This is a genomic window from Bradyrhizobium sp. SZCCHNRI1029 (genome assembly GCF_032487555.1).
Lineage (GTDB): Bacteria > Pseudomonadota > Alphaproteobacteria > Rhizobiales > Xanthobacteraceae > Bradyrhizobium.
Window position 1 is genome coordinate 250,495 of record NZ_JAUEUK010000001.1, and the last position, 13,202, is coordinate 263,696.

The 13,202-nt window shown below is 67.3% G+C and carries 8 protein-coding genes and 1 pseudogene; 5 read left to right on the forward strand and 4 right to left on the reverse strand.

Annotated elements, in window-relative coordinates; translation table 11 throughout:
- Window positions 1-13: 13 nt before the first annotated feature.
- Together QW861_RS01160 and QW861_RS01165 are read right to left on the reverse strand one after the other, a co-directional pair.
- The gene (locus tag QW861_RS01160; protein WP_316188373.1) at window positions 14-691 is read right to left on the reverse strand and encodes a glutathione S-transferase family protein; all 678 of its coding nucleotides are present in this window, start codon (window positions 689-691) and stop codon (window positions 14-16) included.
- A gap of 81 nt (window positions 692-772) precedes the next feature.
- Window positions 773-1,876, reverse strand: coding sequence for an anhydro-N-acetylmuramic acid kinase (locus QW861_RS01165; RefSeq protein WP_315712160.1), 1,104 nt, complete (start codon window positions 1,874-1,876; stop codon window positions 773-775).
- A gap of 193 nt (window positions 1,877-2,069) precedes the next feature.
- On the opposite strand from QW861_RS01165, the gene tyrS reads away from it, so the two are divergent.
- From tyrS to QW861_RS01180, 3 genes and pseudogenes are all read left to right on the forward strand, one after another.
- The gene (gene tyrS, locus QW861_RS01170; protein ID WP_315712161.1) at window positions 2,070-3,323 is read left to right on the forward strand and encodes a tyrosine--tRNA ligase; all 1,254 of its coding nucleotides are present in this window, start codon (window positions 2,070-2,072) and stop codon (window positions 3,321-3,323) included.
- A 55-nt stretch (window positions 3,324-3,378) separates the two neighbouring features.
- Entirely contained in the window at window positions 3,379-4,638 is a 1,260-nt protein-coding gene (locus QW861_RS01175) for an MFS transporter (protein ID WP_316170472.1), read from the forward strand.
- 124 nt (window positions 4,639-4,762) lie between these two features.
- Window positions 4,763-5,342 (forward strand): annotated as a pseudogene (locus QW861_RS01180) (methyl-accepting chemotaxis protein); the annotation flags it as partial.
- A 50-nt stretch (window positions 5,343-5,392) separates the two neighbouring features.
- Here QW861_RS01180 and QW861_RS01185 read toward each other — a convergent pair.
- A complete protein-coding gene (locus tag QW861_RS01185) occupies window positions 5,393-9,091 on the reverse strand; it encodes a DUF3971 domain-containing protein (protein ID WP_316192605.1) in 3,699 nt (1,232 codons plus the stop codon).
- A gap of 516 nt (window positions 9,092-9,607) precedes the next feature.
- On the opposite strand from QW861_RS01185, the gene QW861_RS01190 reads away from it, so the two are divergent.
- Both QW861_RS01190 and QW861_RS01195 read left to right on the forward strand, forming a co-directional pair.
- The gene (locus QW861_RS01190; RefSeq protein ID WP_316192607.1) at window positions 9,608-10,294 is read left to right on the forward strand and encodes a peroxiredoxin; all 687 of its coding nucleotides are present in this window, start codon (window positions 9,608-9,610) and stop codon (window positions 10,292-10,294) included.
- Between the two features lie 105 nt (window positions 10,295-10,399).
- Window positions 10,400-11,764 (forward strand): M23 family metallopeptidase, encoded by a 1,365-nt coding sequence (locus QW861_RS01195; protein ID WP_316192608.1) that lies wholly within the window; start codon window positions 10,400-10,402, stop codon window positions 11,762-11,764.
- A 63-nt stretch (window positions 11,765-11,827) separates the two neighbouring features.
- On the opposite strand, the gene QW861_RS01200 is transcribed toward QW861_RS01195, so the two are convergent.
- Window positions 11,828-13,063 carry a LysM peptidoglycan-binding domain-containing protein gene (locus QW861_RS01200; protein WP_316192610.1) on the reverse strand — a complete coding sequence of 412 codons (1,236 nt, stop codon included), beginning with the start codon at window positions 13,061-13,063 and terminating at the stop codon, window positions 11,828-11,830.
- Between the last annotated feature and the right edge of the window lie 139 nt (window positions 13,064-13,202).

A 13,202-nucleotide genomic window follows, 5' to 3' on the forward strand; every position in this document is an offset into this window, starting at 1 on the left:
GACAACAACGTTCCTACGCCGCCTGCTTCAACAAATACGCATCGTGCCGCGCGAGGAACGCGCGCAGCAGCTGCGGATAGTCGGCGCTGACCGCCGTCCTCACGCTCGGCCGCTGCGCGAGCCGATCGCGCCACGCCCGAACCTTCGGCGTGGACGCAAAGATGCCGAGATCGCCGTAGCCATCGAACACATCGAAGTAGCGGAAGATCGGCGCGAAGACGGCGTCGACTAGGCTGAAGCGGACGCCATCGAAATACGGCCCCTCGCCCAACGCAGCCTCAACGCGGACGAACTTCGCCGTCAGCGCCTCGCGCTTGGCCGCGAACACCGCGGCATCCTGCGTCGTCTCCAGGCCCCAGAGATCGCCGAGGATCGCTGAACCGAACTCCATCCAGGTGCGATGCTGCGCACGCGCGAGCGCGCCCTCGGGATGCAGCCGCGCGCCGGCTTGCGTGTCCTCGATGTACTCGCAGATCACGTTGCTCTCGAACAGCGCCACCTCGCCTTGCGCCGTCGGCACGACCAGCACCGGCACCTTGCCGAGCGGCGATATCTTCAGGAACCAGTCGGGCTTGTTGGCGAGATCGATGTCGATCCGCTCGAATGCGACGCCCTTCTCGGTGAGCGCGATGACGGCGCGTTGCACATAGGGGCAGAGCTTGTGGCTGATCAGCTTCAGGGCAGGCGCCATGACATCCTCGGCAGTTTGATGCAGATGCATCAAACTAGATGCATGCGCATGGAACTGTCAAGGTCCATGCAGATGCATGGATCATGGCCGCGCGATCACTCCGCCGGTCATCGGAAACGGCACGCCGGTGGTGGTGGGATAGCTCAGCGGCAGGCCCTTCATGCCGCGGACCGCCAGGAAGCCGAACGCCTGGGCCTCGATGGCGTCCGCCGACCAGCCCAGCGCATCGGCCGATTCGACGCTCGCCGGCGCGACACGCTCCCGTAGCATCCGCATCATGGTATGGTTGCGGGCGCCGCCGCCGCAGACGATCCAGCTCGCCGGCGGCTTCGGCAGCAGCGGGACGATGCGGGCAATCGCTGCGGCCGTGAACGCCGTCAGGGTCGCGGCCCCGTCCGCCGGCTTCACATCGCCCAGCTTCAGCGCGGCAAAATCATTGCGGTCGAGAGATTTCGGCGGCGGCAGCGCGAAGAAGGGCATTTCCAGCGCACTGGTGATCCAGGCCTCGTCCGGGTTGCCCTGCTCCGCCACGCGGCCATCCTGATCGAATGCCTGTCCCGTGGTCCGGTGCATGAAATCGTCGAGCAGCGCATTACCGGGACCGGTGTCGCAGGCGATCAGCACGTCGTCGCCGTCGATATAGGTGATGTTGGAGACGCCGCCGATATTGACCACGGCGATCGGCCCCGCGCGCGACAGCGACTGCGCCAGGGCGCGGTGATAGACGGGTACGAACGGCGCGCCCTGCCCGCCGAAATCGACGTCGGCGGCGCGGAAATCGTGCATCACCGGGATGTGGACGGACTTGGCAAGCACGGCCGCGTCGCCGATCTGCACGGTCAGGCGGCGCTCGGGGCGGTGCAGCACGGTCTGGCCGTGGAAGCCGATGATGTCGATGTCCTCGGGCTTGAGCCGGTGCTGCGCCAGGAACGCGGCGACCGCCTCGGCATGCGCCACCGTCACGACGCGCTCGGCGTCGCGCACCCGTCCGGGGCGCGCATCGCGCCGCTCGATCTGCACCGCATCGGCGAGCGCCTCGCGCAGCAGGCTGCGCTCCGCGGCGCTATAGGCCCGGTAGCCCGAGGGACCGAGGCTCTTGATCTGCCGCCCATCGGTCTCGATCAGGGCCACGTCCACCCCGTCGAGCGAGGTGCCACTCATGAGGCCAAGTGCGGTCAGAATCATTGCAGTCGAACCTGAAAACCCTGCCCTGCTTGCCAAGTACGGCCGATTTGAGGTCCCGCCCAGGCCGTGCACATGCTTGTACAAGCCCGGCGCATCTTATAATGCCACAACGCCCGTATCCGTGGCATGTGCCTCCCGCACGTCCCCGCGACAAGCGGTCAATACCGTAAACAAATGCTCAGAGTCGCCGACAATGACTGGCTTCAAGTCTGATTTCCTGAACGTGCTGCAGAGCCGCGGGTTCATTCATCAGTGCTCGGATTTCGAGGGGCTGGATGCCCTCGCCGCCAAGGGCCAGGCGACCGCCTATGTCGGCTACGACTGCACCGCACGCTCGCTGCACATCGGCAACTTCCTGACCATGATGATGCTGTATTGGCTGCAGCAGACCGGGAACAAGCCGATCACCCTGATGGGCGGCGGCACCACCATGGTCGGCGATCCCTCCGGCAAGGACGAGACGCGGGCGATGCGCACGGTCGAGGAGATCGAGGCCAACAAGGCGTCGATCCGCGGCGTGTTCGCCAAGGTGCTGCGCTACGGCAATGGCGCCACCGATGCCATCATGCTCGACAATGCCGAATGGCTGACGAAGCTGAACTGGATCGAGATGCTGCGCGACATTGGCCGGCATTTCTCGGTCAACCGCATGCTGACCATGGACTCCGTCAAGCTGCGGCTCGAGCGCGAGCAGGAGATGAGCTTCATCGAGTTCAACTACATGGTCTGCCAGGCCTACGACTTCGTCGAGCTGGCGCGCCGCACCGGCTGCCGGTTGCAGATGGGCGGCTCCGACCAGTGGGGCAACATCGTCAACGGCGTCGAGCTCGGACGCCGCATGGGCACCGAGCAGCTCTTCGCGCTGACCACGCCGCTCTTGACCACCGCATCCGGCGCCAAGATGGGCAAGACCGCGCAGGGCGCGATCTGGCTCAACGCCGACCAGTGCAGCCCGTATGACTTCTGGCAGTACTGGCGCAACACCGAGGACGCCGACGTCGTCAAGTTCCTCAAGCTGTTCACGACGCTGCCGCTGTCCGAGATCGAGAAGCTCGGTGCACTGCAGGGCGCCGAGATCAACGAGGCCAAGAAGGCACTGGCCGATGCGGCCACCACCTTGCTGCATGGCGAAGAGGCGGCACGCACCGCTGCCGAGACCGCCCGCCGCACCTTCGAGGAAGGCGCCATCGCCGAGAACCTGCCGACGGTCGAGGTGCCGCAGGCCGAGCTCGACGCGGGCCTTGGCGTGCTCAACGCCTTCGTCAAGGCCGGCCTCGTCGGCTCCAACGGCGAGGCGCGGCGGCAGATCAAGGGCGGTGGCCTGCGCGTCAACGACATTGCGGTCACCGACGAGAAGATGGCGCTGACGCCGGCTGCACTGACCAGCGAGGGCGTGATCAAGCTGTCGCTGGGCAAGAAGCGCCACGTGCTGGTCAGGCCTGCATAGCCGCATTCGCTTTTGCCTGCTTGTCAGGGAAGGCCGAAAGGCGCTCCCTCAGGGCATGACGATCAGCGCGCCGCGAGAGCCTGCGCAAGCCGAGGAAATTCCGACAGCTCCACCACGAGTGCGCATGGCGTTCGTGGTGCTGGGTCTCTGCTTTGCGCTATCGGTGATTGGCCGCGGGCTGGGAGAAAGCTTCACCGTCTTTCTCAAGCCGATCTCCGACAGCTTCGGCTGGGACCGTTCCGAAGTCGTCTCGATCTATTCACTGACGGCGCTCGCCGGCGGCCTCGCCGCACCGCTGATCGGGCGGCTGTTCGATCACTCCGGACCACGCGCCGTGTATGCGCTCGGCCTCCTGCTGCTTGGTTCCGCCTTCACGGCCGCGGCGCACGCGCAGGCGCTGTGGCAGTTCCAGATCAGCATCGGCCTGTGCGTCGGCATCGGCATCGCGCTGATCGGCAACGTCCCCAACTCGATCCTGCTGGGCCGCTGGTTCGGCAAGAAGCTGCCGACCGCGATGGCAGTGATCTATTCCGCCACCGGCGCCGGCGTGCTGATCCTGCTGCCGGGCTCGCAACTGCTGATCGACGCGATCGGGTGGCGCAGCACATATCAGGCGTTCGGCGCCGCCACCTTCATCCTGCTGGTGCCGCTGGCGCTGCTGCCCTGGCGGCTGTTTGCCGCCGGCGCGCCCCACATCACCAGGCCCATCGCCGACGAACTCGCCGGCGATGCCTGGACCTTGTCGCGGGCGCTGCGCCATCACGCCTTCTGGGCGTTGTTCTCGACCTTCTTCTTCACCGCCGTTGGCATGTATGCGATCGCGCCGCAGGTCGTCGCCTATCTGATCGATGCCGGCTTTGCGCCGCTGCAGGCCGCCACCGCCTGGGGCTTCTCGGGCGTGGTGCTGCTGTTCGGCATGCTCGGCGTCTCGGCCCTCGACGGGCTGATCGGCCGGCGGCCGTCGGTGCTGTTCTCCTACGCCGTATCGATCGCAGGAATCCTGATGCTGTGGGCGCTGCAATTCTCGCCGAACATCTTCCTGCTCACCGGCTTCGTCGTCTGCTTCGGCAGCATGATCGGCTCGCGCGGGCCGCTCCTGTCGGCGACCGCGATGAAGATCTTCCGCGGCAGGCGGCTTGGCACCATCTACGGCACGATCACGATCGGCAGCGGGCTCGGATCGGCACTGGGATCATGGAGCGGCGGCGTCATCCACGATCTCACCCACGGCTATGATGCCGTCATTCTGCTCGCGCTCGTGAGCGTCGTCATCGGCATGATCCCGTTCCTGGTCGTTCCGGCACTTCGCACGTAGTTGGCCCGCGGTCCAAGCACGATGTGCTTGCGCGCTCCGACAGCCGCCCGTCCACATAGTGGACGGCGCACAACAACCACGCGTTCATGATTAGTAGGCTGCTTGATGATAGTTATTTCGGCAAGGACGCGCCGTCGAAAGCGCGCGCCATACCGACGGGATCGTCCGCGCCCTGGCCGATGGCGCCAAGCAGATCGAGCACGTCGCCGAGCTGATCTCGAGCATCGCGGGCCAGACCAACCTGCTGGCGCTCAACGCCACGATCGAGGCCGCGCGCGCCGGCGAAGCCGGGCGCGGCTTTGCCGTGGTCGCGGCGGAGGTGAAGAGCCTGGCCAGCCAGACCGGCACAGGCCACGCAGGAGATCGGCGACCGCATCGCCCGGATCCAGAACGCGACGTGGGAAGCGGTCGGCGCGCTCGACGGCATCACCCTGACCATCGAGGAGGTGTCCGCGATCGCGGCCACGATCGGATCGGCGATCGAGGAACAGGGACCGGCCACCGCGGAGATCGCGCGCAACGTCACCCAGACCGCGCAGGCCACCCGCGAGGTCACCGCCAACATCGGCGGCGTCTCGACGGCGGCCAATGAGACCTGGAGCGCCGCCGGCCACCTGCTGATCGCGGCCGGCAACCTCTCCAAGCAGGCCGAGCAGCTCTCCAGCGAGGTCGACACCTTCCTTGCTGGCGTCAGAGCGGCCTGAACCGCATCGATCGGTTCGTTGACGTCGCCGAACGCCGGCGGCCGGCAACGTCAATTGTTCGGCGGCAGCTCCGCCGGCGGGTATGGCTGCTTGCCGGTGTTGAAGTCCATGATCTTGCGCGTCACGCCCGGCAGCATGGCCGAGATCGGGTTGATGCGCACCACAGGCTGGCTTGGCGTGCCCACAACTTCATAGGTCACGCCGAACAGACCTTCATTGCTGCCGCCGAGGAACAGCCCGACGATAGGGATCTGGTTGAACATGTTGTTCAGCCCGTACAGCGGCACGATCGTGCCCGAAGCCCGGACCTGGTTGACGTTGTAGTCGATGCTGCCCTCGATGGTCAGGCCGAGCGTCGGTCCCTTGACGACGCCGTCGCGGATCGAGAGCAGCCCGTTCTGCCGCGTGAACTCCGCGCGCAGCATGGTGAAGGCGATGCCTTGCGAGGCGCCCTGTGCTGCGCCGGAGGCGGCGCGATCCAGCGCCTGCTCACCCCTGACGGTGAAGTTGCGAACGATCGCCAGGCCTTCCTTTGGGCTGGAGTCGGCCGTCGGCGGCTCCATCGCCAGTTCCAGCTCGCCGCCAGCCATCTTGGAATAGGTGTCGGCGAAGCGCAGCAGCGCGCCGGCATCGTTGGTTACGAGATAGATCACCTCGCGGCCCTGGCGACGCGCGCGAGGATCGGCGCTCGGCGCCTCGCGGCCGACGCGGATGTCGGCGGTGACGGGCGTGTCGCGGCCGACCTTGCCGGTCAAATTGAAGCTCTTGAAGGCGCCGCCGCGCCTGGAGAACTTGAGGTCGACGCTGCGCAGCGCCTCGCCGTTGAAGCCGGCAACGGCGCCGAGCTTGACCTCGGCGTCGAAGTCGAGGTTGGAGCGTGCCTTGTTCTTGTCGGCGTCCTTGTTGGTGCCCGAGATCGCCGACTTCAGGAAGCCGCGGCCGTCGAACACGTCGCCGCGCATCGACAGCTTCAGCACGCCGTCCTGGCCGCGCTCGGCCTTGAGCTGCGTCTTGTCGCCTTCCGACGGCGAATAGGTCGGGAAGTTGGCGTTCATCAGGTCGCCGTTCTGGTCGACTTCCAGCGAGCCCTTGATGGAGACGCCGCCGCCTTCGATGTTGATGTCCTCGAAGCGTGTCGATTGCTGCTTGGCGACAACGTTGAAGGTGGCCTTGCCGGATTTGCCCGGATTCTTCACCCAGCCCGGCAGCAGGTTGTCGAGCTTGAGCTGGGTCAGATCGGCCTCGACGCCGATGCGGCTGTCGCGATCGCTGGAGCCGGCGATCTTGCCATTGAGCTTGAGCGGCACGTTGCCGGTGATCGCAGTGCCCAGATCCATGCCGAGCCGGGCCCGGCTGGCATCGTCGAGGATCGCCTGCATCTTGATGTCGGCGTCGCCTTCCGTCGGCTTGCGATAGTCGAGCGTGGCCGGCTGGCCGTTGATCTTGACGTCGCCCTTCACCTGATAGCCGGCGGTGTTGGCCACGATCTTGAGCGTGTTGGCCTCGAGCTTCTGGTTCATCACCAGTTTGTCGGCGGCAAAGCCATTGAGATCGGCCGTGACCGCGTAGCTGGTGTCGGCCTTGGTCAGTTCGCCCTTGACCGGCATCGCGAGATTGACGCTGGCCTGGAACGTTCCCTTGGTCTGGTTGGGATCGATCGGCATCGACGACAGATCGTTGAGCCGGTCGGAGGCGAGGATTTCGGCGGCAGCGGCGACCTGCCCTTCGACGCGCATGCGTACCCGCGACGGCGACGGCTTCGGCGCCATGTCCGGTACTTCGAACACGACGTCGGAGAAGTTGAGCTTGCGCCCGGCCGGCGTATCCGCGACGCCCTGCCCGATCGTCACCGTCGCGGTGCGGCCGGTGACATGCGCCTTCACGTCGGCATCGCGCACCGACGGCAGGCCGTCGACCGGATGCACGGTGACATTGGTGGCGACGATGTTGACGTCGAGACCATCGTCGGGAATCGGCGGCCCCTTGCGCGGCAGGTTGCGCGTCGGCGAATTGACGGCGACGTCGATCCGCTGCACCGAGCCGCGCTCGATGCGCTCGATGATCCAGGCCCGCACCTCCGGCACGATCAGCGCCGGCCAGATCCGTTTCATCGCCAGCGCGGGCATCGGCGTCGCCGCGAAGCCGAGCTTCAGCCGCGGCTCGCCGGCATACTCGACGCTGCCGGTGCCGGCGACGCCGATTTCGCCGTTGGACACCTCGGCCTGGGTCAGCAGCACGCGCTTGCCCTCGGTGTCGAAGCGGAAGTTGATCGAGATGCGGTTGAAGATCAGCGGGGGCTCGTTTTCGATGGCGCCGAGCAGAATGGTGCCGCCGTTGAGACCCAGCCGCCAGTCGTTTGCGGTGTCGTTCGGAGGCTCGAGATTGGCGTTGAGCGTGATGCGGTTGGCGCCCGAGATCACCTTCAACGGCGCGATCAGCACGCGGCGCCCGGCGTCCCATTCCATGCTGATCTCGGCGGAGTCGATCGCCATCGGATAGTCGGGCGTATCGGTGTCGATGATCTTGCCCGCGCCGATGTTGATCTTGCCGCGCAGATAGGTCGGCAGCCCGTCGCGCGCGAGCTCGCCCTTGATCTCGCCGGTCATGGGCAGGTCCGCCATGTAGGTGAGATCCTTGAGCCGCATCGCCAGCAGGATGTTGCTGGTGGAGACCTTGTCGGCCTTGATGTCCACCGTGCGCACGCCGTTGGCCTGGGGCCCGACCAGGATGCGCAGCTGCCACGGCTTGGCGCCCTCTTCGCCGAGGCTCAGCGCCACCCCGCCGCCGGACGGCCGGCGCAAGCTGAGGCTGATGTTCTCGAACGTCCATTTGTTGCCGCGCTGCTGGTCGTCGACGATCAGCACGCCGTTCTTCAACCCGATCTCGTTCAGGTTCTGGCCATCGAGCCCGGTGAGGCTGAGGCTGTCGAGCCAGTCCAGGCCGGCGAGCAGGCCGTTCGGCGCAGCGGTCGCGGGCACAGTCGACATGGCCGGCGGTGCTGGCTGCGAGCCGGCCTGCGGTCCCGGTGCGTTGGGCGGTGGCGCGGCCTGTCCCGGTCGCGGGAATGTCGGCGGCAGGCCGGCATCGCGCTTGGAGGCGACGCCCGTTGCCAGCGGCTTGGTGGTCTCCCCCGTCGACACCGTGACGGTGCCGTCCGGGGTGATGCGAATCGCGAGCTCGGCGTCGACCAGCTTGAGGCTCTCGGCACGCAGCTGGCCCATCAGCAGCGCGGCGCCGGACAGCCGCACCTCGGCCTTGGGCGCGCTGGCGACGATGGCGTGATCCTGATCGCGCACGATGATGTCGCGGATCCGGACCGCGATCCTGATCCGGCCGGCACGCTCGATCTGGGTGCCGCCGACCTCGACGGTGTTGCCGTGGCCGATATTGTCCTCGATCGCCGCCGCGAGCCACGGCGTCGCCAGATCGAGGCTGATCGGGCCCGCACCGAGCCGCAGCCACAGGCCGGCGAAGCCGAGCCCGACGAGCAGCATGAGCGATGCCAGCGTGATGACGACCCGCTTGGCCACGCGGCCGCCCGGCAGACGCGGACGCGCCCAGCCGAATCGACCGGTGCTCCCGCCCGAATCGGGCCGCGACAACAGGCGCCGGGCGCGCTGCCCGACCGTCTCGTCGTGCTCGGCGGCAGCCTCATACTGGTCGGCCACATCCCAGTCGGCCTCATCCCACTGCTGGCCCTGGGTGTCCGCTTGCAGATGGGGCCGGTGGGGTGATGTCTGTCTTGCCATTGCCTCTCGGTGCCGGCCCCTCGTGTCCGAAACATTCGTGCCAACCTGGCCTCGGCCAGGTTGGTCGCCGGTGTGGCCCCGCCCGTTCACGCAGCGCGCGTGCTCACTGCCGGCAGGACTCGATGCCCCAAATGATCCCGTCACGCTTCGGCGGGTGCTGTCAACACGCCGCTGGCGCTTCGCCGGCGGCGCGGACGACGCGCGACATCCTCGTCACTATACCCCGCCGCCGTCAGGTTTGCCCACCTGCTCGCGCCAGCGGACCGGCGCCTCTCCACCGCCGGACGAATTCTGTGGCGGGGACGTCTGATCCGGAGACGGTACGAGAGTCGTCATTGCACTGTGCTCAACTGCGCTGGTGCTCACGCCTGCTGGTAGCCATGATCTTCGCTTCATCGCAAGAGGCGCAATCCCCTGCGCGCCGCGAAGCACGGATTCCAGATCGATCCCGGGACACCGGACAAGAACCGAGATACTTTCATTTTTGAGCCGCCGAAAGCGACGAAAGGAAGGCGTATGTCAAAGGAATCACAAAAGAAATCCTCCAACCCGGCGTCCTACGGGGCGATTGACGGGAACCGGCTCGCCACCGCGGCCAAGAAGGCCACCAAGAAGACGGCCAAACCGGCAGTGACGAAAGCCGCCAAGACGACCTCCGCAAAGACCGCGACGTCCAAAGCCGCGACCACCAAAACGGGAGCTGCGAAGGCCGGGCCCAGGACGCCAGCCACCACTGGAACGGGCCTCGCCGAGGGCGTCAAGGCACCCGCGTTCAAGCTGCCGCGCGATGGCGGCGGAACCGTTTCGCTGGCCGATTACGGCGGCCAGAAGCTCGTGCTGTTCTTCTATCCCAAGGCCAATACGCCCGGCTGCACCAAGGAGGCGATCGACTTCACCCGCCTGTCGAAGGACTTCGCGGCCGCCGGCGCCGCAGTGCTCGGCGTCTCCGCCGATTCGGTCAAGGCGCAGGACAATTTCCGCGACAAGCACGATCTCGCCGTGCCCCTGATCTCGGACGAGACACATGAGATGCTGGAGGCCTACGGCGCCTGGGGCGAGAAGTCGCTCTATGGCCGCAAGTTTCTCGGCATCATCCGAAGCACCGTCTTGATCGGCGCCGACGGCCGCGTCGCCAAAGTGTGGCGCAACGTCAAGGTCGACGGCCATGCCGACGCGGTGCTCGCGGCGGCGCGCGCGCTCTGAGAACGCACCTGACGGCGTTGGCGGAAAATTAACCATGCAGGGGTCAAATCGCTCCCGTAAATGACGCCGCTGGAACGACGATCTCCGGCCGGCGCGGGAGTGCCGATGTCGCATCGTTCCGGCCATCACGCCGAATATCCCCAGCACCATTCTCATGACCGTGGGCACGCCCATCACCATCGGCGCGCCCCCGTCAGCCATCCGGCGCCGGTCGCGGCCGCGTCGCAGAGCGACTACACGCTGGTGCATGCCGGCAAGCAGGTGCGCATCGGCCCGGTGGTATTCTGGATCGTGGTCGGCACCGTCAGCCTGCTCGGGCTGTGGTCGGCGGCGACCGCGACCTATTTCGCGTTTCGCGACGACGTGCTGACGCGGCTGATCGCGCGCCAGGCCGAGATGCAATACGCCTATGAGGACCGCATCGCCGAGCTACGCGCCAAGGTCGATCGCGCCACCAGCCGGCAATTGCTCGACCAGGAGCAATTCGACCAGAAGCTCGACCAGATCCTGAAGCGCCAGAGCGCGCTTGAAGGCCGCGCCACCGCGCTCGGCAGCATGCCCGACATCACCGGCTCGATCCGCGCCCCGGCGCGCGCGCCTGTCTCCATCGAGCCGCCGTCGGCGCCAGCCACGCCCAAGCCGTCGCCGATCAGCGACACCGTGATCTTCACCGCGCCGCCGGACCGCGAGGCTCGGCTCGAATCGCGCAGCCCCGTGATGGCCAACGCGCAGCCGAACCCATCGACCAAGCTCGCCGGCGTCGACAACGTGCTGACGCGGCTGACGCGCTCGCTCGACCAGGTCGAGGCGCGGCAGATCGCGATGCTGTCCTCGGCCGAGGAGACGCTGGAATCGAAGCTGCGCCGGATGCGCGGCGTCATCACCGATCTCGGCCTCGACATGGGTCAGCTCGAAGCCGCGGCGCCGAAGGGCGGCATGGGCGGCCCATTCGTGCCGGTCAAGCTCGGCGCCGAATCCGGTCCGTTCGAGCGCCAGCTCTACCGCATCAGCATCACCCGCGCCCAGGTCGAGAAGATGAACCGCACGCTGTCGCTGGTGCCTTATCGCAAGCCGGTGATCGGCGAGGTCGAGTTCACCTCCGGCTTCGGCGAGCGCTCCGATCCGTTCCTCGGCCGCCCAGCCATGCACACCGGCCTCGACTTCCGCGCCGCCACCGGCGATCCGGTCCGCGTCACCGCCAACGGCAAGGTGGTCAACGCCGGCTGGGCCGGCGGCTACGGCCGCATGGTCGAGGTTGATCACGGCAACGGCCTCTCCACCCGCTACGGCCATCTCTCCGAGATCAACGTCAAGATCGGCCAGCATGTGAAGATCGGCGACATCATCGGCGAGGTCGGCTCGACCGGCCGCTCGACCGGCCCGCATCTGCACTACGAGACCCGCATCGACGGCGAAGCCGTCGACCCGCAGAAATTCCTGCGCGCCGGCGTCCGGCTGAGCGCGGGCTAGGTCAGTCAGCTCACATCAAGTTGGTGCGGTGCAGCGCCCCGCGGGGGCGCTCCGGAGCCGGGCCTATCGCCTGGCCGGGAGCATGAAGACCTGCCCCGGATAGATCAGATCGGGACTTCGGATCTGCTCCCGGTTTGCCTTGTAGATGACCGCGTAGCGCGTGCCGCCCCCAAGCAGGCGGCGGCTGATGTGCCACAAGCTATCGCCGCGGGCGACCGTTACCGTCGTCATCTTCGGCTCGCCTCTGGCAGAGGGCACGATCGCCTCACGCGGGTTGCCTGCAGCCGCGACCAGCGTGGACTGAGCGGCCGCGCGTGCCTTGGCCGTCTCGGCCCCCGCAACAACCGAGGACAGCGATGCAGTCGTCGCGTCGTCGGGCAGGCTCAACGGGACCTCGGCGCGCGCCTGGACGGAGCCGGATGCCGGATCGACCTCGTCGAGCCTGATCCGGTCTTTGCCCGCCCGGCTGACGTCCTTGCCGATCGCGATGCTGAGACGTCCGTCGGCACCCGCCACCGTCGATGAGATCAGGCGATCGTTCAAATAAAGCCTCACCGTCGCGCCCGGACGCGCCCGGCCGTTGACGCGCAGGACGCCATTCGTCTCGTGATCCACCGCGTCCACCGCCAGCGCCTGCGGGATCGCGCCGGCCGGCTTCGACAGAACGCGCGTCGGCTCATCCGGCGACAGCAGAGCCACCGTGGCCTGCTGCCGCCCGGCCTCGACGTTCACCGCCACGCTCTGCTTCGACGTCACCTCGTGTCCGTCGGCGAGCTTCGATCGCAGGGTCAGATCGTAGGTTCCGGCAGGGAGACGGGGCGGCACCATGGCGAACTGTCCGGCCCGGTCGGCAACGACGCGGTCATGAACCTCGCCGTTGCGCAGCAGTTCCACGGTGGCGCCGGGCGCCGCGCGCCCGGCGACGACGGCGTCACCCGAAGGAGCGACGTTGACGACATCGAACGCCGGACCATCGCTTTCGGCGCCCGACTGTGGAACCAGCGGGCCCAGCGCGTCGGCAAGACCACTCGCCTGCTGCTGCATCGTCGCAAGCGGGCTTGCGCCGCGACCATGGTCCGCGGCGGACGGCGCTTGCTCGGCGGTCGGAACCGATGCGGACTGCCCCGGCGCTTCGGCCGCCGGGATTGCCGCTCCGCTCGCGGCCGTTTTGTCCCGCCCGATAATCGGGACGTCACGGATCAGCGTGGGATCGAACACGACGACCAGCGCTGCCGCCGGGACCACGAGGGCCGCGACCCCAAGAATGATCCGGATCACCGGCTTGCCGCTCATGATCATGCCTTGGTCCATTGCTGGTCGCGTCGATCGCGCGTGTGTCGAGCCATACCATCCGGTCCGGCGAAACACCATTGCAGCCGGGCGGGCACGACACCGGACAATTCCGGGATACCGGCCGCCGAGGCCGCCCATGGCTGGC

What these genes read in the sequence shown, in the direction of transcription:
- QW861_RS01190 (WP_316192607.1), top strand. Translation starts at nt 9,608, where the DNA reads ATGTCAAAGGAATCACAAAAGAAATCCTCCAACCCGGCGTCCTACGGG.
- QW861_RS01195 (WP_316192608.1), top strand. Translation starts at nt 10,400, where the DNA reads ATGTCGCATCGTTCCGGCCATCACGCCGAATATCCCCAGCACCATTCT.
- QW861_RS01185 (WP_316192605.1), bottom strand. Translation starts at nt 9,091, where the DNA reads ATGGCAAGACAGACATCACCCCACCGGCCCCATCTGCAAGCGGACACC.
- QW861_RS01175 (WP_316170472.1), top strand. Translation starts at nt 3,379, where the DNA reads ATGACGATCAGCGCGCCGCGAGAGCCTGCGCAAGCCGAGGAAATTCCG.
- QW861_RS01200 (WP_316192610.1), bottom strand. Translation starts at nt 13,063, where the DNA reads ATGATCATGAGCGGCAAGCCGGTGATCCGGATCATTCTTGGGGTCGCG.
- QW861_RS01165 (WP_315712160.1), bottom strand. Translation starts at nt 1,876, where the DNA reads ATGATTCTGACCGCACTTGGCCTCATGAGTGGCACCTCGCTCGACGGG.
- QW861_RS01160 (WP_316188373.1), bottom strand. Translation starts at nt 691, where the DNA reads ATGGCGCCTGCCCTGAAGCTGATCAGCCACAAGCTCTGCCCCTATGTG.
- tyrS (WP_315712161.1), top strand. Translation starts at nt 2,070, where the DNA reads ATGACTGGCTTCAAGTCTGATTTCCTGAACGTGCTGCAGAGCCGCGGG.